The sequence below is a fragment of the Streptomyces sp. NPDC104307 genome, from assembly GCF_055584045.1.
Genome location: NZ_JBVJMU010000007.1, coordinates 125143 through 150238 on the forward strand (window position 1 = coordinate 125143; position 25096 = coordinate 150238).

At 66.2% G+C, this 25096-nt stretch carries 26 protein-coding genes, 1 tRNA gene and 3 pseudogenes; 8 read left to right on the forward strand and 22 right to left on the reverse strand.

What is annotated here, in order from left to right:
* The first annotated feature begins 18 nt into the window (after nt 1–18).
* Nucleotides 19–108 (forward strand) — tRNA-Ser (locus ACZ601_RS20105).
* A 136-nt stretch (nt 109–244) separates the two neighbouring features.
* Here the strand turns inward: ACZ601_RS20105 and ACZ601_RS20110 are convergent.
* The 13 genes from ACZ601_RS20110 to ACZ601_RS20170 all read right to left on the reverse strand — a co-directional run bounded on the left by ACZ601_RS20110 (nt 245) and on the right by ACZ601_RS20170 (nt 10072).
* Nucleotides 245–1648 (reverse strand): tyrosine-type recombinase/integrase, encoded by a 1404-nt coding sequence (locus ACZ601_RS20110; RefSeq protein WP_469539713.1) that lies wholly within the window; start codon nt 1646–1648, stop codon nt 245–247.
* A gap of 60 nt (nt 1649–1708) precedes the next feature.
* A complete protein-coding gene (locus ACZ601_RS20115; protein ID WP_356320837.1) occupies nt 1709–1879 on the reverse strand; it encodes a helix-turn-helix transcriptional regulator in 171 nt (56 codons plus the stop codon).
* A gap of 304 nt (nt 1880–2183) precedes the next feature.
* Nucleotides 2184–3725: a YfjI family protein gene (locus tag ACZ601_RS20120; RefSeq protein ID WP_469539716.1), complete on the reverse strand. Its 1542-nt coding sequence runs from the start codon at nt 3723–3725 to the stop codon at nt 2184–2186.
* Entirely contained in the window at nt 3722–4030 is a 309-nt protein-coding gene (locus tag ACZ601_RS20125; protein ID WP_469539718.1) for a hypothetical protein, read from the reverse strand. The genes ACZ601_RS20120 and ACZ601_RS20125 overlap by 4 nt, the downstream gene beginning before the upstream one ends.
* Nucleotides 4027–4956, reverse strand: a complete 930-nt coding sequence (locus ACZ601_RS20130) for a bifunctional DNA primase/polymerase (RefSeq protein WP_469539720.1) — start codon at nt 4954–4956, stop codon at nt 4027–4029. The genes ACZ601_RS20125 and ACZ601_RS20130 overlap by 4 nt, the downstream gene beginning before the upstream one ends.
* Nucleotides 4957–5042: 86 nt before the next feature.
* Nucleotides 5043–5501, reverse strand: coding sequence for a hypothetical protein (locus ACZ601_RS20135; protein ID WP_469539723.1), 459 nt, complete (start codon nt 5499–5501; stop codon nt 5043–5045).
* Between the two features lies 1 nt (nt 5502).
* Nucleotides 5503–6114 carry a hypothetical protein gene (locus ACZ601_RS20140; RefSeq protein ID WP_469539725.1) on the reverse strand — a complete coding sequence of 204 codons (612 nt, stop codon included), beginning with the start codon at nt 6112–6114 and terminating at the stop codon, nt 5503–5505.
* Between the two features lie 11 nt (nt 6115–6125).
* Nucleotides 6126–6314: a hypothetical protein gene (locus ACZ601_RS20145; protein ID WP_469539728.1), complete on the reverse strand. Its 189-nt coding sequence runs from the start codon at nt 6312–6314 to the stop codon at nt 6126–6128.
* A gap of 35 nt (nt 6315–6349) precedes the next feature.
* A complete protein-coding gene (locus ACZ601_RS20150; protein ID WP_469539730.1) occupies nt 6350–6601 on the reverse strand; it encodes a hypothetical protein in 252 nt (83 codons plus the stop codon).
* Nucleotides 6602–6740: 139 nt separating this feature from the next.
* Nucleotides 6741–8963: a cell division protein FtsK gene (locus ACZ601_RS20155; protein WP_469539733.1), complete on the reverse strand. Its 2223-nt coding sequence runs from the start codon at nt 8961–8963 to the stop codon at nt 6741–6743.
* Nucleotides 8964–9104: 141 nt separating this feature from the next.
* Nucleotides 9105–9446, reverse strand: a complete 342-nt coding sequence (locus ACZ601_RS20160) for a hypothetical protein (RefSeq protein ID WP_469539735.1) — start codon at nt 9444–9446, stop codon at nt 9105–9107.
* Nucleotides 9447–9542: 96 nt separating this feature from the next.
* On the reverse strand, nt 9543–9917 hold the full coding sequence (locus ACZ601_RS20165; RefSeq protein WP_469539738.1) for an RRQRL motif-containing zinc-binding protein: 375 nt from the start codon (nt 9915–9917) through the stop codon (nt 9543–9545).
* Nucleotides 9914–10072 (reverse strand): hypothetical protein, encoded by a 159-nt coding sequence (locus ACZ601_RS20170; protein ID WP_469540119.1) that lies wholly within the window; start codon nt 10070–10072, stop codon nt 9914–9916. The genes ACZ601_RS20165 and ACZ601_RS20170 overlap by 4 nt, the downstream gene beginning before the upstream one ends.
* 174 nt (nt 10073–10246) lie before the next feature.
* Between ACZ601_RS20170 and ACZ601_RS20175 the strand changes: the two genes are divergently transcribed.
* Nucleotides 10247–10438, forward strand: a complete 192-nt coding sequence (locus tag ACZ601_RS20175) for a hypothetical protein (RefSeq protein ID WP_469540122.1) — start codon at nt 10247–10249, stop codon at nt 10436–10438.
* Between the two features lie 171 nt (nt 10439–10609).
* On the opposite strand, the pseudogene ACZ601_RS20180 reads toward ACZ601_RS20175, so the two are convergent.
* The 5 genes and pseudogenes from ACZ601_RS20180 to ACZ601_RS20200 all read right to left on the reverse strand — a co-directional run.
* Nucleotides 10610–11050, reverse strand: a pseudogene (locus ACZ601_RS20180) (DNA cytosine methyltransferase); the annotation flags it as partial.
* Entirely contained in the window at nt 11047–11685 is a 639-nt protein-coding gene (locus tag ACZ601_RS20185; protein ID WP_469539741.1) for a GGDEF domain-containing protein, read from the reverse strand. The gene ACZ601_RS20185 and the pseudogene ACZ601_RS20180, both read right to left, overlap by 4 nt.
* Nucleotides 11682–12689: a DUF2637 domain-containing protein gene (locus tag ACZ601_RS20190; protein WP_469539744.1), complete on the reverse strand. Its 1008-nt coding sequence runs from the start codon at nt 12687–12689 to the stop codon at nt 11682–11684. Before ACZ601_RS20190 ends, ACZ601_RS20185 begins: the two co-directional genes overlap by 4 nt.
* A complete protein-coding gene (locus ACZ601_RS20195; protein ID WP_469539746.1) occupies nt 12686–12982 on the reverse strand; it encodes a hypothetical protein in 297 nt (98 codons plus the stop codon). The genes ACZ601_RS20190 and ACZ601_RS20195 overlap by 4 nt, the downstream gene beginning before the upstream one ends.
* Nucleotides 12983–13157: 175 nt before the next feature.
* Nucleotides 13158–13538, reverse strand: a complete 381-nt coding sequence (locus ACZ601_RS20200) for a RapZ C-terminal domain-containing protein (protein WP_469539749.1) — start codon at nt 13536–13538, stop codon at nt 13158–13160.
* Nucleotides 13539–14038: 500 nt separating this feature from the next.
* Between ACZ601_RS20200 and ACZ601_RS20205 the strand changes: the two genes are divergently transcribed.
* From ACZ601_RS20205 to ACZ601_RS20215, 3 genes are all read left to right on the forward strand, one after another.
* On the forward strand, nt 14039–14815 hold the full coding sequence (locus ACZ601_RS20205) for a GntR family transcriptional regulator (protein WP_469539752.1): 777 nt from the start codon (nt 14039–14041) through the stop codon (nt 14813–14815).
* The gene (locus ACZ601_RS20210; protein ID WP_469539754.1) at nt 14796–15380 is read left to right on the forward strand and encodes a GNAT family N-acetyltransferase; all 585 of its coding nucleotides are present in this window, start codon (nt 14796–14798) and stop codon (nt 15378–15380) included. The genes ACZ601_RS20205 and ACZ601_RS20210 overlap by 20 nt, the downstream gene beginning before the upstream one ends.
* Nucleotides 15381–15983: 603 nt before the next feature.
* On the forward strand, nt 15984–17789 hold the full coding sequence (locus tag ACZ601_RS20215) for an ATP-binding protein (RefSeq protein WP_469539757.1): 1806 nt from the start codon (nt 15984–15986) through the stop codon (nt 17787–17789).
* Between the two features lie 1452 nt (nt 17790–19241).
* Here the strand turns inward: ACZ601_RS20215 and ACZ601_RS20220 are convergent.
* Nucleotides 19242–19643 (reverse strand): UTRA domain-containing protein, encoded by a 402-nt coding sequence (locus tag ACZ601_RS20220; RefSeq protein WP_469539759.1) that lies wholly within the window; start codon nt 19641–19643, stop codon nt 19242–19244.
* 331 nt (nt 19644–19974) lie between these two features.
* Nucleotides 19975–20403: pseudogene (locus tag ACZ601_RS20225) on the reverse strand (DUF4145 domain-containing protein); the annotation flags it as partial.
* 827 nt (nt 20404–21230) lie between these two features.
* Between ACZ601_RS20225 and ACZ601_RS20230 the strand changes: the two are divergent.
* The 3 genes and pseudogenes from ACZ601_RS20230 to ACZ601_RS20240 form a co-directional block, all read left to right on the forward strand.
* Entirely contained in the window at nt 21231–21485 is a 255-nt protein-coding gene (locus tag ACZ601_RS20230; RefSeq protein ID WP_469540075.1) for a Pepco domain-containing protein, read from the forward strand.
* 5 nt (nt 21486–21490) lie between these two features.
* On the forward strand, nt 21491–23053 hold the full coding sequence (locus tag ACZ601_RS20235) for a caspase family protein (RefSeq protein WP_469539762.1): 1563 nt from the start codon (nt 21491–21493) through the stop codon (nt 23051–23053).
* Nucleotides 23054–23409: 356 nt separating this feature from the next.
* Nucleotides 23410–23646, forward strand: a pseudogene (locus ACZ601_RS20240) (hypothetical protein); the annotation flags it as partial.
* 14 nt (nt 23647–23660) lie between these two features.
* On the opposite strand, the gene ACZ601_RS20245 reads toward ACZ601_RS20240, so the two are convergent.
* Nucleotides 23661–23939, reverse strand: coding sequence for a hypothetical protein (locus ACZ601_RS20245; protein ID WP_469539765.1), 279 nt, complete (start codon nt 23937–23939; stop codon nt 23661–23663).
* Between the two features lie 257 nt (nt 23940–24196).
* Entirely contained in the window at nt 24197–25090 is an 894-nt protein-coding gene (locus tag ACZ601_RS20250; RefSeq protein ID WP_469539768.1) for a hypothetical protein, read from the reverse strand.
* Nucleotides 25091–25096: the final 6 nt, after the last annotated feature.

Consider the following 25096-nt stretch of genomic DNA (forward strand, 5'->3'; position numbering starts at 1 on the left):
CGTTGCCCGCCGGTGCGAGGTGGGTTGCCCGAGCGGCCTAAGGGAACGGTCTTGAAAACCGTCGTGGCAGCGATGTCACCGTGGGTTCAAATCCCACACCCACCGCCAGGTCAGAGAAGTAGCAGCTCAGAGGGCGGGTCCCCGGCGAGGGGGCCCGCCCTCTGCGTTCACCTTGTCTCACCCCATGCCCCTGTTTCCCGGTGCTGACCAGGGCGTGTGGGCCATGCATGGGCCAGGATCGGTCCTACTCCTCTGCACGAAGTCCCTGCTCAACGAGGAGATTTGCCGCTGCCGAACCACCCTTGAGGAGCTTGGCGTAGAAGCGGTAGAGCACCGCGAGGCTGTGGCCAGCGCGGTACGCGGCTTCCACCGGGTCCATGCCGGACTTGATCCACAGGGAAATAGCCGCATGGCGCAGTGTGTACGGAACGTCTGCCAAGCGGGTGCCCTGGTCCTGCTCGCTGAGCACAGCCTTGCGCGCTTCGTTCCAGACGTCGGAGTACTCGTTCGAGGTGAGGCGGCCGCCGCGCGCCGCACGAAACAGCCGACCGTCCGGGGCCACACCGAAGCGGGCGATGTGGGAACGAACCATGCGGACGTACACCGGCGGGACGGGTACGGCACGTACGGCCTTGCGCGCACGGTGCTTGAGGCCGCGCTCGTCGTGAGACTTCCCGCTGTCGGTCCAGCCACTTCCCACCTCAGGATGGCTCTCCGACACGAGTACTTCTCCCCATGCCTCCGGCTCGTTCTCCGGCGGCAGGATGAAATCCGACTGCCGCAGGGCGACCGCTTCGCCGGGACGTGTCGCCACGTAATAGACGGCGCCGAAAAACGCCTCCAGATGCTCGCCTCTGCTTCCCTGCGTAACCACGGCGGCGAGCAGGGTCTGAGCGAGCCGGGGGCCCGGCACCCAACGGAAGTCGACCTCATCCGAAGTCTGCGGGGCCGCCCAGTCCACGGACAGGAACGGGTGTCGGGTGAGGAGGGCTCGCTCTTCCACCGCGTAACGGAAGGCGTTGCTCAACACCATGCGTTTTCGGTTTGCGGTGTTCTCTGCCGCAGGCTTCCCGCTTAGAAGCTTGGAGAGGGCCGACAGCGCCGCGCGGACGTTCTCTGGCCTCGCGGCTTCGTCCACCCGCATCGAGTGCTTGGCCACCCAATCCAGGGCCTCTCGAAGGTCGTCGGGGAGCTCTTCGGTATCGGCTCGCGAGACGGTCTGATCCCCAGGTCCGTCGACGGCCCGGAATGCCCACTGGTACAGGGCAGTCCGCAGCACCCGGGGGTCTGGCCGGGGGCCGGTCGTTTTGGTGAAGACCGGCGTTACGACAGCGAGGGATTCCGCGATGCTCGCTCGATGCTTCGCGGCCGCGCCGGGCCACTTCATCAGCGTGTAGGCCCTGGCATGTTCGTACCACGTAGGCATCGCGAGCGCGGCAAGTTCCTTCTCGGGAAGGCCCGTCTCCTCGTCGAACTGCTGCCCCTTTCGGAGAGCGACCATCAGCTGCGAACGGCGTCCGTCTGCCTGCGGCTTCGTCATGTAGCTCTTGGAGTGCCCCTCGTCTCCGACTCGCCAGCGGAGCTCCCAGGGCTTCGGCCGGCCTTTCCTCTGCCGGATGGACCAGATGACAACGTCGAAGGTGAGCATGTCTCTCCATGACGAGAGGGCCCGCCGTAGCGGGCCCTCTCAGAGGTGGTTGGCGCGGACTCAGGCGGCTTCTTCGTACCTCGCTAGCCATGCGTCGAGGTCAGACCGGCGTACGCGAACCTGGTGGTTCGGGAGCTTGATGAGCTTCGGCGCGAGGCCGCGGGCACGCATGCGGTAGAAGGCAGCTCGGGACATGTTGAGTTCGTCGAGGACTTCGGGGAGCTTGAGCATCTGGGGGCGGGCCGCCACGATCGGCTCCTTCACGCTGAGGGGCTGGAATCGCTGACAGAACTGACAGAACCTCGCCGCTAGGCCGCTGACCTGTGGTTTCCCCGGTTTCGAGTGGCGTGACAAAACCTCCGGAAACTCTGACAGAACCTCCGGGTGGGGGGTTCTGTCAGAGCGCCCGGCTGGGGCGGGGAGGTTCTGTCAGAGTTTCCGGAGGTTTTGTCACAGCCGTGATCTTGACTGTTTATGCAGGTCAGCGGAGTGGGGCGGGGGTTGTGTCAGTTCTGTCAGCGGATTGGGGGTTGTGTCACGCGCCGACGATGGGCGGGGTGAGGGTGGGGTGGGTGTCGTAGCGGGGCGAGGGCGGCCGGCCGCCGCGTCCGGTGCGCGGGGGCAGAGGCTGTTGCCGGACCCATCCGTGTTCTTCGAGCAGGGCCAGTGCCGGGTCCAGATCGGTCATCGCGGGGAAGTCGCCGCGTGACAGGCCCCGGAACAGCTCCCGCTTCGTGAACCCCTCCAGCCGCTGGTCCCGGATGTGGGTGAGGAGTTGGTGGGCGGTTTCCTGCGCGGGGTCGGATCCCATGTCGTCGAAGACTTCGAGCGCGTGCGCGGTGAAGTAGTCACCGAGCTCTGTTGCCGCAGCCATGGTCGCGGCCTCGATCGGCAGAGCCCATCCGTTGTCGGGGTGGGCGGCGAGGTGAAGCAGCCCGGCGATACGGGCCACTGCCCCGTCCCGCTTGGATGCCCACTTCACGATCGGGGCGAGGGAGCCGCCCTTGCCGAGCCGGGATTCGGTGACCCGCTGATAGGCGAGCATCACCGTGTCCGCCTCGGGGGTCAGGGTCAGGACTGCCGGGTCGGTCCAGTCGGCGAGGGCGAGGGTGAGCCCACCGAGCTGTTGGGCGTAGGCGGCGGTGGTCTCTTCGGTGATGAGGTCGGGGGTGAGGTTGCGGCGCCCGACCAGGGACGGGGGTTTGGCGTAGAGGAAGCGGGCGAGCAGGCCGCGCCCGTCGGCGCCTTTGACGCGGCCGATGGAGTCGAGGACTTCGGGCTGGATCGCCAGTGCCATCGTGACGGCGGGGTGCTCGATGTGCTGGGGGTCGCGGCCCTGTCGGTTGACGCGGGCCATGTCGCCTGCGTGGCCCTTGAGGAACACGCCCATGTTCGGGGCCCCGGAGTAGCGTCCGGCGATGATGTCGAAGATCTCGCCTTCGGCCGACATGACGCTGATCCGGCCGCCCTGCTCGGCCAGCAGCGTGGCCAGGCTCTCCGGTGTCACGTCGTCCGCGACCAGTTGGGGTTTAGCGGGGACGGTGAGTTCGTCGGCCTGCTGGGCGAGATGGACGGCTTCCGCGGTGAGTTGGTCGCGCAGTCCGGGTTCGGCCGCCGCTGCTTTCTGCGCGGCCTTGTCCGCCGCGGATTTGGCGAGCCGGGCGGTGGTCTCGGCTTCGGCCCGCTGCGGTCCGGAGAGCTCGACGAGTGCCTTCTCGGCGGCGAGCAGGGGACCAGTCATGAGGGCGAAGACGGCGGACTTGCGGTTGCCGGGGGGCAGGGCGACGGCGGTGTAGAGGTTCACCGGTTCCCGCCAGTGCCCGCGTACGCAGACGGTGGCGCGTCCGCCGGCCGCTGTCGCGAGGACTCCGAGGGCGAGGCACCCGGCGAGGTCGGGCGGCGTCTGTGTCTCTTCCGCGACGGCGGAGACCATGTCGCGCAGCCATGCCGGGAGCGTGTGGACGGGGAAGTCCGGGAGGGTGCGGCGGTGGTTGAGGGGAACGGGTTCGTCCCACACCGGGCCGGTGATGCTCTCGGGGTCCAGGGCGTTGAATCCCTCCCACAGATCGGCGGTCATGCGGCCTTGCTCCCTTCCGCGTGGCTGGTCTGCGGGCAGTGCTCGGGGTGGTGGTTGTGGGCTTCGATCAGGGCCAGGACCCCGGCTCGGCCCCGTGCGGTGCGGTCGTATCCGCACCGGCACCAGGACCGTGCCGACGGTGCCGCGTTGAACGAGGGTGGGGCCACGATGTGCAGCCACCGCACCGGCACCGGCTGCGGGTCCGAGCGAACAGCAGCAAGGACGCCCTTGCGGGCGGCGACTTTCGCGCCCACGCCCGGCGCGGGTACGGCCTGCAGGGCGGCTGTCGGGCCGGTGGTGCTCATGAGACCCGCCCGGGGGTGGGTGTGCTGTAGAGGCCGTTGGTTACGGCCCGGTGCGCGTAGGGCTCGGGGACGCCGACGGAGACGGCCGTGGCGACCACCTGCCAGCCGAGGGCTTCGAGCCCGCACGGTCCGGGGCAGGCGGTGTGCTGCGTGGCGAGGAACTGCGCGACGCCGAACGCCTGCGATCCGGCACCGGACTCCGTACGGGCCCGTACCAGGGCCAGGCCGCGTTCCAGGCCGGTGCGGACGAAGCGTTCGGTGTGGCGGCAGCCCGTGGCCACGCTGCGGTCCCACTCGGTGCGGCCGGAGGAAGAGACCACCTCCCCGCGGGCGGGGGTGGTCTCTTCCCTCTCCACCAACGCGCGGACGACGGCCGGTAGGCGGGTCATGGTGCCGCTGCCGGGCCCGAGCCAACGTGTGTAGGCCATGAGCGACTTGATGTCGACACCGGGGCGGACGGCATTCGCGGACCGCATCGCACCTTGGTAGATCCAGTGTTCGCCGCGGGTGGTGGGCACGGTCCGCGTGGCGGGGAGCGTCTCGCGGGCCCAGGTGACGGCGTGGGCGTTGTCGAGGTCGACGACGGTCAGCCCGGCCCCTCCCGGGTGGTAGGCGAGTGCCTGCGCGTGACGCCACGGCCCTGCCCATGCGGCGGAGGTGAGCACGGCGGTGCCGGTCGTGGCGGCGGCCCAGCCGTGGCACACGGCGGGGCACTGGCACGATCCGGGCCGCTTCATGTTCGGCCGGCCGCCGCACGCGTTGTCGGCGCAGGCGCGGCAGTTCCCGAATGGGATCTTCCCCGCCCGCAGGGGCAGCACGGGCACCCCTGCGGTGGCGAGGGACAGGGCGGTACTCACACGGTCGCGGTAGGGCTCGGGGATGCTGAGCGTCGCTGCTGGCGACGCGGGGTTGTGCTGATGCGTCATGCTGGTAGTTCTCCTGTTTCTGCGAAGGGACAGTGGAGCCGGGGCGGTCGCGGTCTTGTGGTGAGAGGCGACCGCCCCGGGCGTATCTACTGGTCCTTGGCCCAGCGGGCGTACTGCTGGCGGACGTAGTGGCGGGGGTCGCAGATGACACTGCTGTCGTCGAAGTCCCTCAGCCGTCCGGCCGCCTCAATGGCGAGTTGAACGGCGCCTCGATCGGCCGGGGCGTCCGGGTCTCCGAGCGCGATGCGGTCCAGGAGTGCGGCCTTGCGAAGCCAGAACTCCCGTACCGTCTCGGTGCCGAGCGCCCGGTTCGCGGCGTAGTGAGCGACCCAGCCGATCTCGTAGACCACGCCCGGCGCCTCGGCGTACGCGGTATCCGGGCCGGGCCACTGCTCGCCGCCGGACGTATCGGCCATGTCGCCGATCTGCCTGAGCAGGTCTCCGAGCTGCTCGCGAGTGATGTCACGGCTGTAGGCCGTGGACATCAATCCGCAGACGTCCCAGCGCATTTCAACGGTGACGATCTCGTGCGGGTCGATGCTCATGTCAGTGCTCCTTGCCGGTGGTGAGTGCGGTGAGTTCGGGCAGGCCCGCGTCCGTGAGCGCCTGCGGGTCGAAGCCGGGCAGGGCAGCGCGGGTGACAAGCGCAGTGGCGAGCTGCTCGGCGTAGGCGGCCCCTGCGCGAGCGGTCTCGATCTGTGCCCCGGCGCGCAGGGCTTCGACGCGCTCAATGTGGCCGTGTTCCTCGCGCCGGACGCTGGTCTGCCGGGCGTGGGCGATGATGTCGCGGCGGTCGGTCCGCCAGTAGCGGGCGGCGATCCCGTACGCGACGGCGGTGGCCACACCCCACAGCAGGATCGGCAGCGACCATCCGTCGGCGTATCCAGCGACCCCGGCGAGGGCGAGGGCGCCGGACGTCGCGAACGCGGTCGCGGCGAGGACCCCGTCACCGCCGCCACGGCCCCCGGCGGCGAACGCGCCGGCCGTTGCCGCACCGGCCGCAAGCACGATCATCAATGCCGCGTTGCCGGTGCTGTGTTCGGCGCCGTTGGCGTTCCAGATCCGGCCCAGGATGAGCACGGTCGACGTGGCGAGCGCGGGGGCTACCCTCGGGGCCGCGAGCGACACCCAGTGGTGCTGAATCAGGGGTTCGTTCATGGCGGCGCCTCCTACAGGTTGGGGACGGCGTTGATGACGGCGGTGGTGAGTTCGTTGATGGGGCCGGAGGCGCCGGTGGAGGCGAGGAAGAACCCGAACATGACGGCGATGAACGCGGCGCCCCAGCCGAGGGTGTTGGAGCGGAGCAGGAAGAACAGGACCAGTCCGAAGAGCAGGACCAGGGAGACGGTGACGGCCACGACGGGCCCCTTTCCGGTGCGTGTGGCGGGGTGGGTTAGCGGGTGCCGTCGCGGTGGAGTCGGGCGGCGACGTTGTAGAGGTGGCGGCCGATGCGGATGCGTTTGCCGGTGGCCTTGCAGCGGCGGCAGTCCTTGCCGCGCTTGGCCCGGCCCTTGCGGTCGGTCTTCGTCGCGAAGCCCCAGCCGCGGCACTTGCGGCAGTCCCCGAACGGCGAGGCCACACACAAACCGCTATAACAGAGCGTGACGAGCAGGAGGAGTGCGCTAGCGAGCAGGGCAGGGGTCATGAAGGGCCTCCCGGGCCTGTTTCGGGGGTTTTCGCAGGTGGGGCGCTAGTAGCTAGCTCCCTGATCAATGCGGGTTTGGGGTGCTAGCGGGGCCGCTAGACCTAGCGGGGTGTGCTGCTAGGTCTAGCGGCCGGATCGGCTAGCCCGCGTCTCGATTTCCGTCACGCTCCGCAATTACGGTGAGGATGCGGGAGCGCTCGATACCGCGCCGGTTGGCGCCCTTCCCGGCCTCGGTCTTGCCCCACACCTGACCGGTGTTGACGCCGTGCGGCTTGAGAGCGGCGGCCAGCTGCTCGGGCTCCCACCCGCCGTAGACGTCCGGCCGAAGCTCAGCCAGACGCGCTACGACGACTTCGGACCACAGCTTGGGTTCCTCGGCCGGCACGACCGCGAGGATGTCCGCGAGCAGATCGAACCCGGACGACTCACGCTCTTCGAACGACTCGCCCGCGGCATGTCCGGTGAGGCGTCCGGCGGCCTCGCGCAAGCGGCGGGCCCGCAGCCCGATGACCTCGGCCATGGGCGCGTCGATGTAGACGGAGGAGACGATCCGTGCGTCGGCGCCTTCACCGACGAAGTAGTGGATGCCCTTGTCCTTCCAGGAGAACATCGTGGCTCGGATGCCCCGCTTGTAGCTGCTGGTGCCCAGGACCATGTCGTTCTCCAGCTGGCCCATGACCTTGAGGCACCACCGGGCCGACGCGTTCGCGGAGATGCCGGTGGGCAGGGCCTTTGCGTCGGGGCGCTGTGTGGCGAGCAGGAGGACGATGCCGGTGGCGGGGCCGCGCTTGACCAGGTCGGTGCAGATCTCTTCGAACTCGGCCCCGTGCTTGGGGTGCTCGAACCAGACCTGGCACTCATCCACCCCGATCACGATCGGGTGCAAACCCAGCTTCGGCTTGTCCGCCAGCTCGGATGTCACCTTCGACTCGGGGCAGATGTCGCGGGGCAGGGAGCGGATCATCTTGGCCCGGCGGCGCAGCTCGGCCCGCAGTTCCCGCAGATCAGCGAGCGCGTACTCAATGTCCTCGTCGTCGTCACCGGCCCGGTGGCGGTGCGAGACGCGCTCGCCCACGGGGTCGAGGTCGCCGGTGCCCTTGAGGTCGTAGGTGTGGACTTCGGCCCGGGAGTCGAGGGCGGCGATGAGCAGGAGCAGGCGCAGCAGGAACGTCTTGCCCATCCGGGGGATGGCTCCGATGACGCCTGCGATGTACATCAGGGTGATGTCGACCCAGCGTCCGCGCTGGTCAGTGCCGAAGGAAACCGGCTTGAACAGGTCCACCGAGCCACCCTTGATGAGCGGCCATGCGGGCTTCGTCGCGGTTGACATGTCCTGATCCCCGACCCAGATCACCAGGCGCCCGGTGTGCTCGTCCGGGACGGGCTCGGGCCACACGCACCCGAGCTTGCGGCGTAGCCCGGAGGCCAGCTTGTCCCGGCGCTCGATCACATCGGTAGCCGTGACGCCGTAGGGGAGGTCACCCTCCGCACGCCACCCCGGCCCGTCCCGCGTGATCGGGGCGGTGAACGTGAACCCGTCCCGCCCCTTGCCCTGCGCCTGGTTGATCGCCGGAATCCCCAGCGCACCCAGGGCACGCAGCACGATGTCAGAGGTGAGCTTGGGCGCCTTCGTCATCTCCACGGCCCGGGTGATGACCGGTGCGTCGGCCTGCGTGCCGGCCGACCCCAACGCCAGCAGCAGCGCCCCGACCGAGAGAGCCTGGAGCCACCCGGGGGCCAGGACGTAGATGGCGAGCGCGGCACCGACTCCGACGAACATGCCGAGCACGGTCACCAGGGTCCGCAGCCTCACCCTGCCGTCCCGCTGCCGGGACAGCTTCAGGTACTCGGCCGCGTCCTCGCGCCGGACGGACGCGAGCCGGACCGGCTCGCCCTCCCGGTCGGACACCCACCGCGCCGTCCCGCCTACCACCTTCGCAGCCCCGCGCGGGGCCTGGAACGCGAGCCTGGTCGCGTAGTACGGCGAGCGCAGCGAGTGGTACCCGGCAAGGTGCCCGTAGTGGCCTGTGGCCCACCGGGCAGCGGTCTTGAACTCCGTGGTGGAGTGCAGCCACGCCGGGAGGATCGACCGGCGCTTGGCGCCCATGAGTCGGCCCAGGAACCCGGGGCCGACCATGGCCGGACCGTCGACCATCATCGGCTCGGTCGGGTCGCCCGACTCGTCAACCGACTGTGCCGGATGCGGGTCGGCCGACCGGCCGGTGAACGAGTCGGCCGACTCGGAACGGGCGGTGCGGGCCTTGTCGAGGTCGACCACGTCCCCGCCCGAGTCGGGTCCGGCGGGGGTGTTCATGTCGGCTTCGAGTCGGTGGAAGAGTTCACTTTCGTCGTCGTGATTCACTGACGGTCCTTCCCGGACAGCTGGGGTTGGAAAAGGGTCCGGACGGCGCTTTGGACGGCAGATCGTCCGGACCCTGTTGAGCGGTGCGTGCCCCGCACGGGAGTCGAACCTCTGCTGCGACCATCGGGGCGGACGTGCTGCTCAGGCGGCGAGGATGCGGCGCGCGGCCTCGCGGACGGGCCGCTGGTTGTCCTCAAACGACGCCTTGAGGTTCTTCGCGAAGCCGAGCGCGAACGTGGCCTCGGCCTCGGTGATCGGGACACCCTTGAGGTAGCCGCCGTACATGGCCTCGGTCTGGCTGACGACGTCCTCCGGCGTCGCGGCGGGTTCGTCGCCGTCCCACCGGCCGTACCTGATGAGCTCGCTCGCGGCGTGCCGGGCCATACGTAGTCGGCCCTCTATGCGGCGCTGGTCACGGCGGCGCCGGTTACGGTCCTCGCGGGCCTGCTCGGACGTGGTGGGGGTGGCAGTCGTGATGTCCATGAACGCGTCCTCAGCTGGTCGGGGTGGTGTGGTGCGTGCCCCGGGCCGGATCTGATCCGGCGCCCTCGCGGCATGGGTGCCGAGGCGGTGCGCTGTTCAGGAGGGGTAGGCGCAGGACACGCACATGCCGAGCGACGTCGGGATGCAGTACCCGGCATCCGTCCGGCACTCCGGGCAGGTGCGGCGCGCGGTCATCGCCTTGGCGAGCGCGGAGGCGCGGCCCGGGGTCATCGGGCGGACCGGCTTGGCGTGCTCGATGCGGTAGAGGTAAGCGACCAGCACCCCGGACTTCCGTCCGCGGGAGCGGCGCATCAACTGCGCCTGCACCTCCTGGCCTCCGGGCCGAAGCCCGCGGGCCCTGAGCTGGCGTCGCGTCGCGTATCCATCCGGGGCGAGCCACCACGGATACGTCGGTATCCCGTGCCGGGCCCCGGTCGGGTCAAAGCACTTGGCGTAGGTCATGGCCGTCATGCCGACCGCCGCAACTGGCCGGCGCCTCGGTCTCTATTGAGGTGCTGGAGTGCGGCGATGGCCTGCTGGGGTACGACCCCGTTGCCCAGCGCTTTGAGCTGCGCGGTGCGGCCGAGGTCGGGGACCTCGGTGACGTGGCCGGCGGGCAGGCCCATCAGCCACTCAACGAACGCTGGGCTCAGTCGATTTCGATCGTCAGTTGCCCATGGGGCTCGGCGCCCGGTGACGGACTCCCAACGGTGGATGGCGGGGCTGAAACGGCCCCACGCAGCGTTGGGTTCCCCCGCCCGTAGGTAAGGCTCGCCCGGTCCCCATCCGACGCTGTCGGCGTGGGCAGCAGTGTCCGTGCCGCGTCGAGGAGCGTCGGTCCGTACCCCTCGCTGTACGGGGTGCCGTCCGGCCGGAAGTTCGCCGTGTTCGCTGAGTCCGTGGCGGCTGGTGTCGGCAGCAGCGTGGGAGCCAGCGAGTTCAAGGATGGCCGGACCGCGGCGCCGGGGCTCGGCGACTGGTTGTTCCCGTAGGGCGTGGCCGTCGGGGTGGGCAGCAGGTGCTCCACCTCGTCCGCCAACGTCGGACCGTGCCCGCCCGCCTTCCGCTTGTCCGGGTGTTGCGAACCCCCATTGATCGCGAGGTTCGCGGTCGGCGTCTTGAGCAGTGGCGACGATGATGAGGCGGCGCCGTTGGTGGGGAGCGCCGACCTCCGACGCGCGTACAACGTCCCATTCAACATCGAACCCGAGGCGGGCAAGGTCAGCGAGGACGATGTCGAATCCGAGTCGAAGGTGTCCGCCGACGTTCTCAAAGACTGCGACTCGGGGTCGTAGAACCCCAAGGGCACGGGCAATGTCGGGCCAGATGTGCCGCTCATCCTTGGTTCCCTTCCTTTTGCCGGCGGTGCTGAACGGCTGGCACGGGTAGCCGCCGCAGTAGATGTCGACCGGCTCGACCTGGTGCCAGTCGACGGTTGTGATGTCGCCCAGGTTCGGGACGTGGGGGAGGTGGTGGGCCAGGATGCGGGCGGCGCCCGGGTCGTTGTCCGCGACCCAGGCGGGAGTCCCGCCGTACACGGCTTCCACGGCCACGTCCAGGCCCCGGTATCCGGAGCACACCGAGCCGATCCGCAGGCCGCTCATGCGACTGCCCCAGGCCTCGATGCACCGCGGCGACCCGAGCGGCGTCCGGCGACGCTCGCGAACAGCTTGCCGAGCCCGGCCCGGCGTACCCCGGCCCGGCCCTGCTTCGCCGCGTACATCGCCTCATCGGCCCGGCGCAGCAGTGCGGAGAGGTCTTCGCCGGGGTGGTCTTCGGCGCGGACCCAGCCGAGCGACACCGTGGTGTGTACGTCCGGTGCCGTGTTGCTGGCCGGTCGGGCGAGCACACCGTGCAGGACGGCGAGCAGGTCCGAGACGGTGCCGTGGTCGTCGATGACAACGGCGGCGAACTCGTCGCCCCCGAGCCGTCCCGCGACGCCGGTCCGGCCGACGTAGTGGGCCAGCCGGGACGCGGTCACCTGCAACAGCGCGTCCCCCGCCGCGTGGCCGAAGCGGTCGTTGATCTGCTTGAAGTGGTCGACGTCCGCGAGGACCACCACCGCCCGCGGGTCCTTGAGCAGGGCAGTGGCCCGGCGGGTGAAACCATCGCGGGTGTGCAGCCCGGTCAGCGGATCGCGGCGGGCGGTGTGCAGGCGACGGCGCATCCACATGGTGTGGACGGACCACCCGGCAGCAAGCGGACCGGCAGCGGCGAACATGGATAAGAGCGTGTTCATGCCGCCACCGCCCCGGGGCCGTCACCGTGGTCTGCCTGCTCGGTGTCGACGGAGCGCAGCGGGGTCGCGGCGCGCTCGGCCTTGAGGGTGTCGCGCAGGGTGCGGGCGGTTGCCTGCGAGACGTGCAGCTCGGTACGGATGCGGTCCGCGGTCAGTGCTGCGTCCGGCCATGCCGTGGTGACCTCACGCGCCTCGGACAAGATCTCTTCCGGGGTCCGCTTCCCCTTCGCCTTGCCCGCGGCGCGGCGGGCGGGCCGCTTGGCGGTCGGCTTCGCCTTGCTCTCGGGTTCAGCTCCGGGCTGGGGCTGGGGCTCGTCGGCCGGTGTCTCCTGCTCGGCCTCGGGGCTGCTCTCCCCGAGCTTGAGCAGGACCCGGGCGCGTCGTGGTGTCTTCGACCTCCACCGCCGTCCGTGCTGCTCGCGGAGCTCCGCGCGGGCCAGCACGCGTTCCCGTTCCCGGGCCAGTGCATCGGCGTAGGAGGTGATCTCCCACAACGTCATCCGCCGCCACAACGCGAAGGTGGAGGGGAAGGCGAGCAGCCACCGGGAGGCGCGGATCTTGTCCATGCGCCGACCGGTCACCGCGCCGATGCGGGAGGCGTAGATGTGCGCGCCGATCTCGGAAAACACCACCCACAGCAGCGGCATCGTCCCGTGCGCGACCTTCGCCCACAGCCCATGCCCTGCGGAGACGTTCAATCCGCAGGTGACCAGGGTCAGGATCCAGGGCACGAACCGCACCCACGCCAGCCCCATATCCATCCGGATCAGCAGCAGGTTCGCCACCGAGAACACCGGGATAGAGACGTCCATCCCGACCGGCACCATCCACGGCTCACCGAACCCCCACCGCGCTGCTGCCTCGGACACCGCGTCGAAGGAAGAGATCAGCCCCAGGGCGCCGACACCCGCCGCGGCGAGCGCACCGACACCGGCCAGACCGAGTTCCGGGCGGGTCAGAGGCGGAACCGCCGGCCGATCCGTGTTCAGCGTCGGGGCGCTCATGCCGCCACACCGCCCCGGTACTGCCGGCGGCGAACCGGCCGACGGGCGGGGAGCGGAACGACGTTGAACAGCTCCGGCGCGAACGCCTCGATCGCCTCAGCGGCGATCCGGCTCACGCGGTCGGGGAGGTTGGGGCTGTCGGCGAGGATGTCGCGGGCCGCGTCCATCCGGGCCGCGGCCTCCATCTCGCTTTCCCCCTCGACACCCAGCCACAGCTCCAGCGGGGTACCCAGGGCCAGTTCGATGAACTCGGTGGTGCTGGTCGCGATGCGACCGGCCACAATGTTCTTCATGGGTCGTTTTCTCCTAGTCGTGAGACGGCCTGTAAGCGGCCCCGGTGTTAGAGCACCGGGGCCGCGCCGTTGTGTGAGGAAGGCCGCCCATGCGGGCGCCCAGTGCCCCGGGCCGGATCTGGTCCGGCGTCGTCACGGCTCCCGCAGTGCGGGTCCGGGGCTGAGGTGGTGGGGGTCAGCGCTGGACGACGGCCTTGGCCAGGTCCCGGTGGCGGACGACCACCGAGTGTCCGGCGGCGGTGAGCCGGTCGGCCAGAGCGCGGGCGAAGGTGGGAGCCCGGTGACGTCCGCCGGCGCATCCGTCGGCCACCGTCACGACACCGGCACTGGGGCCGGACGCGAACGCGTTCACGGATGCGGCGGCGGCCTCGACCAGCGCGGTGATACCGGGGGTGTTCAGTACCGCGGTGCGGACCGGCTCGTCGTCGGCGGTCATGTACCGCAGCTCCGGGCTGACGTGCGGGTCACGGAAGTGATGACGCAGGTCGATGGTCAGGTGTGCGGCCGGCGGCTCGCCGTGCAGGTAACCGAAAGAGACGATCTCAACTTCACTCACGACGGCTCCCAGGGGGAAGGGGTGGATGATCCGGCTCCCCTCTGCCCCGCCCGTACAGTGCCGCGCTAGGCAGCCTGGACGGGCGGAGGAGGCAACCAGCCGCACAAGCGGCATATCAGGCGATGACGCGAGGGGCTTACCGCTCCGGCCGGTCCAGCACGGACGGCGCCCACGTACTTCGCTGGCTCATGGGGTTCCTTCCTGGTGTTCGGACTAGGGCAATCACTGCAAGGGGGATCTGTGTCCCCACTCGCCGGCCGTTGCTCGCGGTCACCGGGCCACCTCGCCAGTTGGGCCGAAGCCCTGTCCCCTGGCCTTTAGCGGGATTGCAGCGTCCCCGCCCTCTGCTTGCGGCAGCCCAAAGAGGAGCCACCCCTATACATGACACCCCGTACGACTTGTCTGGAGGAGTGCTGTGACATGAGTTTGCCCACGCAAGGTTGGCGCGTCAAGCCTTCTCGTCTAACTTGTACGGAGGAGTTGGAGCAGAGGGGTTGGAGATGCCCGTGCGACGCGGAATGACCAAAGCGCAGGAGATCGCTGCTGACCTGCGCAGGCAGATTGAAACCGGGGATCTTGAGGCCGGGGCGGTGCTGCCCAGCGAGTCGAAGCTGATGAGTCAGTACGGCTACAGCCGCGAGACCGTACGTGCCGGCGTCAGGGCCCTTGTCGAGGAGGGGCTAGTAGTCACCGGGTGGGGGCAGGGAAAGTACGTCCGTGAGGACTTCCCGCCTGTCGTCTGGAACTGGACGACGCTGGAAAGCCGGAGCCGTCACGCGAACGCGGTGGACGGGAAGACGGCCGGTGACCAGTGGGCAAGCGTGGTGGCGGGCGAGGGCAAGGAGCCCCGTCAAGACATCACGGTGTCCATCGTTGAGCCGCCCTCTCATGTACGAGATGCGCTTGCCCTGCCGGATGGCGGCCTTGCGGTGGCGCGTAAGCGTGTCCGGTATGTCGACAACCGTCCCTACGCGCTGGCGGACTCGTACTTTCCGCAGGAACTGGTGACCGGCACCCTGCTCATGGAACCGCGCGACGTGGCAGCACCGGGCGGCGTTCTCGCCTCGATCGGGCTCATCCAGACTAAGTACAGGGACGAAATCGCCGTTCGCATGCCAACACGGCAGGAAGCCGAACTGCTTGCTCTACCTGCGGCAACCCCTGTAGCCGAGCACACCCGCACGGGCTATGACGCAGACGGTAAGCCGTTGCGTTGCATGGTCACCATCCTCCCCGGAGACAGGCACAAGATCCTCTATGAAGTCGACACCGACTGAGTTCATCCGCCCGGCACGGGCGGATGACGTACCGGTCCTCATGAAGCTGAGGACGGAAGCCGAGCAGTGGCTTGGGTCCAAAGGGACCGACCAGTGGAGCGATCCCGAGACTGGCGGGAAGGCGATCACGAAGTGGCGGGCCTCGATCGACGAAGGGCGTGCTTGGGTTGTCGTCGACCGTGCCGGCGAAGTTCTGGCCACGGTGAGCCGCGGCCCCGTCGACAGAGACTTCTGGACCGATGACGACCGGCCAGAGTCCGCGCTCTACCTTTACAAGCTGATCGTTGCCCGGCGAGCATCCGGGCGGCAGCTTGGTGCACGCCTCGTCGACTGGACTTCTCGGCTGGCGACGTTGGAGGGGCGCGACTGGGTGCGGATCGACACGTGGCGAACCAACGAGGATCTTCACGCCTACTACGAGCGGCTCGGCTTCACTCATGTACGGACTGAGAGCCCGTCGCATCGGCGGTCCGGGTGGCTCGCACAGCGTCCGGTCGGCTCACTGAGCCTGCCGAAATCACCCCTGGCTGTTGTAGCTCCCCGGACAGCCGACCTGACGAGCTGACACCGCCGTTTCGGACCGCCGTGGCTTGGGCGCGTAGCGAAGACGACGTCGGCACCCCGGTCCTGTCCTTGTGGCCTGCCGCCAAGAGGGCCGGGGCCGTGTCAGCTGCGGGAGAATGCAGGCCACCGCACGCTACGGCCTGGCTGGAGACAATGGGGAGCCCGTTACAGGTTTCTCTACCTCATCAAGGCACCCGGCTCTGGCTGCGCCCGCGCTCCTGCCTTCGGCCCGCTCGGCGCTGCCGCCGCCGACGCGCGCCCGCTGTGTAGGCCCGAGGGTATGAGTCGAGAACCAAGCCCGCGGCTTCAAGATGCGACCACCTTCGACCCAGGCAGAGCCGAGCAGACGCGGCCCAGGGCGTCAAGGTCGGTCGTAGAGCGGCGCTCTCCACCTTGACGCCCTGAACCACGCCCGCTCCACGATGTATGGGTCGAGGCGGACAAAATGGGAGCTGAGGTGATTGTTGGCTGACCTCTATGAGCTTCAGCTCATGCAGGCCGTACGAGCACATGCAAGCCTCATGAGTGTCCAGGCGACCTCATGCGGGTTGCTAGACCTGCATGAGGCTACCCTTGGCTACCACAGTAACCAGGAGGTAGGTCAGTGACGGAGAACGAGCTGCATGACTTGCTAGCGAAACTTCGCCGCTTCGGTGGGGATCACTTCACCTGCGAGGTCAAACGCTCACAGGGTGGCCTGCCAACCTCTATGTGGGAAACGGTTAGCGCTTTCGCGAACGCGCAAGGCGGACTTATTGTCCTTGGCGTGGATGAAAAATCCTGCTTCACCATTGTCGGCGTGAATGAACCCGCGAAGGTTGAAGCGCATCTTGCTGCGGTATGCAGCGAAATGGAGCCGCCGGTACGTGCCGAGATGGCTACCGTGGAGGTTAACGGCTCCCACGTGATTCTCTGTCAGATCCCTCCTACGCCGCGAGACCAGCGCCCATGCTACAAAAAGGATCGAGGCCCTTGGGCGGGATCCCGTCTCCGCGTAAGCGATGGAGACCGGAAGCTAACGGACTATGAGGTATCCGTCCTCCTTTCGAACCGAAGCGAGCAGCGGCAGGACCTACGCCCAATTACAGAAGCTTCTCTCTCTGACCTCGACGAAGAAACTATTCGTGGGTTTTTGCGCCGCGTACGCGAAACAAAGTCTCAGATCTTCACTAGGATCAGCGACGAAGAGGCATTGCGAATGCTCAATGTCCTTGTCAGGCACGAGGGCACGCTGGTCCCATCCTTGGCCGGGCTGCTCGTATTCGGGTCCTACCCTCAGCAATTTGAGCCTCAGCTCGATATCACCTTCGTCGCCTACCCAACGCCCGAGGCCGGCGTTCTTGGACCCTCAGGCGAACGCTTTACGGAGAACCGCTCAATCGACGGGCCCATCCCGCAGATGGTAAGCGAATGCATTCGTATTCTTAAACGCAACATGAAGCGTCGAAGTATCGTTTCCGGACTATACCGCACAGACGAGTGGGAATATCCAGAAGAAGTCTTGCGCGAAGCCTTGGTGAACGCACTAGTGCACAGGGACTACTCCGAGTTCGCCCGGGGAATGCAAGTGCAGGTAGAGATGTACCCGGACAGGCTTATGATCCGGAATCCCGGTGGGCTCTACGGCCCCGTGGAGGTGAACAGCCTAGGCACGGAAACTGTTTCCTCCTCACGAAATAGAGCGCTGCTCAAGATCTTGGAAGATACCCCCTACAGCGACAATAGGATGGTTTGCGAAAATCGAGGTAGCGGAATTGCGCGGATTCGCATTTCGTTGACCGAAGCAGGCATGGAGCCTCCGCGATTCATCGATGATATCTCTTCCTTTACGGCAGAATTCCCTAACCATACTTTGATCGATGATGACGCACTCGCCTGGCTGGGGGGTCTGGGCACGGGCCCGCTATCCAGGCCTCAGATGACTGCGCTTGTGATGATGCGCAACGGCCAAACGATGACGAACAGCTCATACAGAGCAGCGACCGGCGTCCACGACAGCAGGGCTGCCAGCCGAGATCTAAAGGATCTCGTGGACAGGGGCATCGCTGAGCAGTTCGGCAATCGCGGCTCTGCCTCCTACGCACTTGAGGCCGGGCACCACCCAGATCCCGAGGAAGACCTGTTTGGCAGCCTGGCCGAAGGAGCGGTAGTCCCGGTTGCGTCCGCGGAGACTGCGCAGATCGAGGCGGTACCGGCCAACCTCGCCCCTCCGAATTTGACCGATCTCCAGAGAGCGGTCCTCGCATCCCTCTCCGAGAGAGATTTGCAAAGGCACGAGATCGAATCGAAGACAGGCTTTGATGCGGTCCAAGTACGGGGGGCGCTCCAAGCTCTTCGCGAGAAGAATCTTGTTGTGTTGGTAGGTAAGCCTCGGGCGCGAAATGCACGCTGGCAGGCGCGGCGGGTATGAACCACGCTAACGCGCAGCAGTGCACGAGCACGGACTCCGACAGGTGGACGCAAGAGCAGTCGAGACAGGGCGGACGGTTGCTGCAATACTGGCGCGGCGCTGCGTTGAGCCCAGCACTGCTGGGTTCCGGACTGTGTGCACTCGTAGCACTTGCGTGCCGTCGTGTCGCTCGCGCCAACCGTGACGAGATGTCTCAGACCACGTGCGAGAGGGTGATGGCTATGGTGACTTCCCTGATGGCTGCTGGCCGCCTAGTGGCTGCTGGCTCCTGTGAAGGCGTCGTTGGCGGACTTTTCTTCGCTTTGATGACGGGTGCAGCAGTGCCGGGCTGAGTGCAGCGCCAGCTGGAGTGCTGACATCTACCGCTGACATCAACAGCGGCGGATGTCAGCACTCTCGCGCAACCCTGGGACGGCGTCGCGAAGGCTTCGTATCCACTATGACTGAGCAGCCGATCGAACTCCCAAAGCGGTGGTCACAGGGCGAGGTAGTCGGCGGTAGAGCCTCCACGGCCGCGGACAGAAGCACCGCTCGATGGCCCGGTCCTAGCGGGATGGGTGGATCTGCAGAGCACGGCCACGGCTGAACTGGAGGTGTATCGCTGAACATGGCAGCTGAGAGGCCGACTTGCTGTAGACATGCACGACGAAGCGGTGGCGCCCAGGCCAGACGGAGGTTCAGTATGCGCGGACGAGAGCTGCCCTATACCAGTGCATCTAGCCAACGTGATGCGATGGAGTACATGCAGGCGTGCTACGCAGACGAGGGTGTCGACCGCTCCGGGGAACCAGCAGTGCTGGTGCGCGCCAGCGCTGCCGGAAGCCGCGAGGTCTTCCACGGTAACGAGCACTGCGGCCTCATGGCCGGCGACGGACGACGCCTAGATGAGGCCAGTTGGATGCTGTTGGGCGACGCCCAGGGTGCGTGGTATCGACCGTGCGAGCGCTGTGGATCTTCTGCCATGTTGCGATCACTGAGTGAGTCAGCGGCACGAAGCGAGTGTCTAACTGCGTGACAACGCCAGCGAACAACGGCGGACCGATCAGCGCAGGTGGCCACGGCACCGGTCCAAGGTCGGACGCCCGCTCAAGTTGCTTCGGGAAGAAGCGGTCTCGTAGGGGGCCGGGCTTGCCGGATCGGCCGTGGGCCATGTACGGGCCAAGAGAGGTCCGAAAACGATCGCGTAGGCCATAAGAGCAGGTCCGCGCGGCTCTAACTGGGTTGGCTGAGCGGTCTTGAAAACCGTCGTGGCAGCGATGTCACCGTGGGTTCAAATCCCACACCCACCGCCAGGTGAACGGCCCCTGACCAGTAAGCATGGTCGGGGGCCGTTGCCATGCCCGGTCCCTGCCGGGCATCGCTCTTCCCCTGGATCCCGCTCTATCGGGCACGGAAGGGGCACGCGGGGGGCACGGCTGGGCACTGCTTTTTGTAGCTGCTGGGGTCGGCCGGTCAGCGGCTGATTGGGATCTCGTAGACGATCTCGCAGTGCGCGGCGGGCACCACGATGCCCGCCGTCTCCACGGGGTGGCCTTGGCCGTTGTAGTACGTCCGTCGGGTGTGGGTCACGAGTGCGGCCTTCTGGATGCCGAGTAACGACGCTTCCTCGGTGGTCGCCTGCCGTGGCTCTGGCTGCTCCACCGCATGGCTGACGAACACTCCGACCGCCGCCATGCGGTTCACGACCTTCGCCCCGGCGAGCGGCCTTCCCTTGGGGAGGACGACGAGTGTGCTGGCAGTGAGGTCGTAGGGCTCCCGACTCGTCGACAACTGCACTGGCCTGCCGTCTTCCGGGAACTCGTACGTCGTACATACGCTCAGCTCGGCTTCGGCGATCCCGAGTCGCGTCGTCATGTCTCAGGTGCCGACACCTTGGCGTCGTCCGACTCTCCCAATCGCCTTTGCCTGCTTGCGGCCTCTATGTCGGCCAGGAAGGGCGTCCCGGTCGGCTGTTCGCGTGCCGACGAGTCCGCCAACCTGCAAGGGGTTGCTTGGCTTGCCCGGGGGGTTGCAACATCCCAGGGAAGCTGCAACGGTCCATAGCTGGACACTCAGGACAGCTTCAACTTGATCTGTCCACCCGACTAGTGCAGGTCAAGAATCAGTACCAGACAATGGGGACACTTTCGCCCGCTGGGGGCTCGCAGTGCTGTCGCCGCCGCAACACTCCGCTATTGGGGCTGACTTACTTATTGAGACGCAGGATCGGCGTTTGGTCCCTGACTGACGACACGGATTGCTTACGTGCATCTGGCGACGGAAGAGTATGAGACTGCCGCTTGCCTTGCGCGTCCTGTCTCCGCTGTTTGAACCTGTTGAACTGGGCGTTAAGAACATGCAGGTAGTCGAGGAGAGCCTCTGCTAGAGCAAGGCCGTCAGGAGCGTTCTCACGTGTCACCGAAATACTGCTGTAGTGGGCTCCCTCATTACCGAGGCTGCGGAGGTCATGTGCCCACTCAGATAGACGGCCGTCAATCTTTCCTTGATCCCGCATTTCTTCGAGCATCTTGAAAAGGGGCTTGGGCCGTCCAAGAGCATCCCCGACTATTCCCTGGTCGATGCACACGGCCTCTAGTATCCGACGGACCATCACAGCAGTCGCTGTGTATGCCTTTGAGGAAAAACATCATCTTCCTTAAGCGTGGGTTCGAAGTAGGTCCTCAGGTACGTGCAGCCTCAAAGGCCGCTGCTGATATGGCCACAGAACACCAGGTTCTCTATCCCGGCCTTCTCCATAGTCCTCCTCGATCAACTAGGTGGGGCCTTGCGCACTTACCGCAGCGGACAAGTTCAAGCATGTAGGGAGGGCTCCCGTCGTCATCTAGCCCCTTGGCCTCCCCGACCACTTTGCTAGGGCGGGCTGCTCGCAGCGTGGACAGGTGATAAGCAGGTCTGTGCCAACTCGTACGCTTATGGAGGCGATCCCTTCACCATGCCCCTGCACGAGTAGGCAGTTTGATCAACAGGGCAGACATGTCCGCCCTCGGCCCATGCAGCGTGGAAACGGAGGTCAGGGTGTCAGAGTGAGGCGCCCCAGCGAACGAGCGACCCCTGACACCTTGGGTCCGCGACTACCCAGCTCGCACTTACGACGCTCATCCGCCGGCACCACACCTAACCAGGCATATGTGGACCCCGCTGCGCGGGTGAGGTGCACGGGCTGTCTATGGGACCGTGCCAGCAGCGCACCAGAGGAGTACCGGATGCTGATTCAAGCTCTAGGCCGACGGCACAGTGCGCGCGAGCGGCGCGGTACCCCGGACCACGGTGCTGCCCCTTGCCGCCAATCTGGTGCAAACTATGGTTCTCACAACTAGAGTTGGTGCACTGAGTCCGGTACAGAGCCAGGAGTAGTCGATGGAACATGGCGGAGATGACCTGGGGGAGCAGACGCTCTCCTTTTGGGTGACGGCTGACGAAGAAGCCGATGGGGGTGACGCGATGGGAATATTCGGGAATGATCGTGACAGAGCCGTCTTGCGCTCTATCCCTGTAGGTCCGCTACGCAAAAACCTTGCCGAGACAGTGGATAGTCTCCAGCAGATTTTTGCTGACATTTCCGCCAGGCCGGGAGCACTCTCCCTGACTGAGGCACAACTAACCTTTCAAGTTACTGCCACTGGCGGCGTTCAATTGATTGGAACGGGCCAGCTGCAAAGTGGGCGTGGTCTCACTCTGACCTTCAAGCGACAGTAGGAATAGTGATTCGCCACAAGGCCCTGCTGATCGGTGCCAGCGATTACGATGACCCGGCAATCGCACCCCTTCCATTCGTTCCGGGAGATCTCGAGCGAATGAAGGTGGCACTCCTACAGCGTGGATTTAGTGCGGCTGAGATCGCGTCCTCTCGGCGTGGCATAACTCCCAACTTTGTCAATGGTAGGGTCGCTGATTTTCTTTGGAGAGCTCAAGCAGGAGATGCCCTTCTGGTGATGTTGAGTGGGCACGGAGTACATTTCGAGGGTGCGGACTATCTCGTCCCTGAGGATTCACATTTCAGTTCTGTATCCATTGATAAGAGCTGCATTAAGATTGATTGGGTCAAGGAGCTTGAGAGTTCGCCCGCAGGGCAAATTATATTTCTAATTGATGCTTGCCGAGAGGGCATCGACCGCTCCTCCATGGCCCCGCCGCCAGGAGTTAGGCAGTGGGGAAATCGCAAAGTAGCCGCTTCATTGCGGCGAAAAGTGGCATATATGTACGCTTGTTCTCCGGCGCAGGTGGCATTGTTTGTGAGGGCATCCGATGTGCGGTCCACTGGAAATGCTGGTGTCATTTCGGGGGAATCGTTTAGTATCTTTTCGCGCGCAGTCAGTGACCTTGTTAGTGATGCAGGTTTGGTGAACCTGGCAGAGTTTGAGGAGGCGGTGCAGGAGCGAATTGAAGCGACACATCGAGGATTTGGGAAAAGTGGTGTTGCTCAAAGAGTCCGCATTGTGACCGATGTAGATAAGCGATCATTTTCCATCCTTCCAGGATCATTGACGGTTACCGAAAATCCTGTGCAATTGCAATCCCGGTCCGATCGCAGAGCCGAAATGGGTTCGCCGTCTGGTGTCGAACCGGGAGAGGGGAATTTCGACTCCACTACCCCGTCCCAGCCTGTGGTTGAAGCCAGGTCGCCTTCACAACACCCTCGATCGTCAGCGACGCGTGCGCCTAGCCCGCCGCCGCATCCTGGTGCGGCAGCAGTGCGAGCTAGCCTATCGCTCTCCTCGCGGCCGACGATGCGGGCCATAACCCCCTCACCTACGCACAAGTTGGGGCCGATATCGATACCTACTGCCGACTCGCTCTCTGACTTCCGAAGTCCGGCGCATCGCACTGAGCGGGAACTTCTAAAGCTTGCTCTCCAAAAGCCGGATTTGGTTCCCGAATTCGACCAGTATGTCGAAGCAGAGTTTACGGCAGCACCATACTCAGCCGTATACCGTTGCATCTCTGCCGTGGGGGGCGTGAAAAGTGGGCAGAGGGATTATCTGGCGCGTATCCGAAATGCTGCACCTAACGAGCGGGTTCGAGACTTGCTCTTCGAGTTGACGGTGGAGCCAATGCTCGGAAAGAAAATAGGTCGAAGTTATGCCGGGATGCAACTTGCGCAGGTTCGCATTCGCTCAGTTCAGCGTAGAATTGATGAATTGCAAGTGAAATTTTCACAACTTAAGAATGAATCCTATGAAGCCACAGCGGGCTTGATGGAAGAAACTTGGAAACTTCAAAAATATCTGCAATCCTTGCGCCAGGCGGGTGTTGAGGCGCTTTGAGTGGCGTTAACGTTTTCCACCTCCAGGAGATAATAGCTGGGCGTGATCCGTTCTGGGTTCGATGTGCGGGTAGGGCGTGACTTGATGGTTGAAGGAATAATGTAGAGCCCTTTGAAACCCTTCCCCTCGACCAGATCATCGTGTCCCTTGTCCCTTCCTACTCTGAACGGCTCAATGCTTGCCATTGTGGCCGAGACCGCCATCGCCGAGAGCTATCGACTCCTAAATGCCATTCTTGAGACCGCCGCCCAGGATGAGCTGATCCGGGGCAACCTGCACTGTATCCGGGGCGCCGGACAATAGACGGCGGCCGAACGTCCCGTCGCTCCCGTAGACACACTCGCCGATGCTCTCGGCTCACCGACGTTAAGCCCCAAAACCTCCGCGCTTCGCACGGAAGATGGGTTGCCGACCAGTACGGCGTGATGACGGCCGCGCACCGGGTTGGATACGCGAGCGCCAGCGTGACCACTCGGCACTACGCTCGGCCTGTGGCTGGTCGCAACGACCAGGTGGTGGAGGCGTCGGACTCCTGGCTCAGCGGTCGGACGCCGAGCACGGCGGCTCTGCGTCCGCCGCATCGGACTGGCTGACACGGCACACAGGCTCAGTCCGGCGACTTCTGATCATGAAGCAGGGTGTCTTCGGGCGCCGGGTCTTGGGGCGGTCTACGGTAGTGGCCCATGCTGGCCATGATCAGAACAGCTCCGGCGGGGGCTGCGAGCCCGTAGGCCAAGGGGAAGCGGTCTTTCACCACATTGAACAGGACTAGCACGCCGATGAGGCCAGCGATCAGTAGGGGACGTCGGATGACGTGACGCGCGGCAATCTTCACGCGCCGACCCGCCCGAGTGCGCGTGAGCCGTTCCCACTCTGACGCTGCCATGCCATCACCCTAGGACTGTTCTGCGTGTTCGGGTGCCCGGATCGGACCGCTTGATGAGATGTTCCAGGGAATTGAGGCAGGTGCTCGGCGGGAGTTCCCGGCCGTCGCCATTGCCCAGCTCCCTGCCGGTCACGTTGCTCCACGCTGGGTTCCCGCTCCATCGGGCGCGGAAGCGACACGCGGAGCACGGGTGAGCACGGTTGGCACAGTTTGGAGGCTGCCGGGAGCCGGCCCGTCAGCGGCCGGCCAGGATCTCGTCACCCGGCCTTGGCCGGGTCGATGCCGTACAGCGGCGCGGCGGCCACCGCCCGGTCCGCCTCGCAGGTCTCCTGTTCGTCGGCGGGTGCGAGCCACAGGGGGATCAAGCGGGACGCGGAGGACGCGGCGTCCATGCGCAGGTAGTGGCAGCCGTCGTTGATGCGCAGCGCGAGGACGTAGACGCCGCTGCCGGCGGATTTCCCCGCGACCACATGCACGGTGTCCCCGGCGGAGACCAGCCGCTTGTCCTTCAGCAGGTCCACGGCGCCTGCCGGGGTGTGCGGATGTCCGGCGGTCGGTGTCTGCCGGTACATGTTCGTCCCGGTTGGCTGCTGTGCGAGCAGCACGCCCATCTGTGCCACGAGGCTGCCGGGCTTGTTGTCGGTGCGTGTGGTGGGGCAGTCCATCGTGGACTGACGCACGCTGTGGGCGCCGAAGGCGAAGGTGTAGCGGTAGCAGCGAACGGGATACGCGTTTGCGTCCACGGTCTTCGTGCCGGGCGGCAGCAGGCCCAGCATCATCTGTGCGGTGTGGACGTTGCCGCCGGACTTCTCCCGCTCCGTGCCCGCGCTCAGCAGTACTCCGCCGTGTGCTTCGGCGTGGGAGACGAGCGTGCCCTCGGTGAACTGCCCTCCGTAGGTGCGGCCCGGCGACCGGAAGCCCACGTTCAGGTCGTGGCGCAGGTCCTCGGCGAGCTCGGCGGCCTGGGCGTCGACGGCCGAGGCGTCCGGAGCGGAGAGCCGTTGCTGGAGCAGGGTGCCCGCCACTCCAGTGGCGCCGGCGACGAGCGCTGTCACCGTGAGGAGCAGGATCTGCCGCCCGATGCCGCGTCTTCCTGTCTGCCGGGCGGGACCGGCCGAACGGTGCCGGGCATCCACAGTGTGCGTCGTCATGTCATG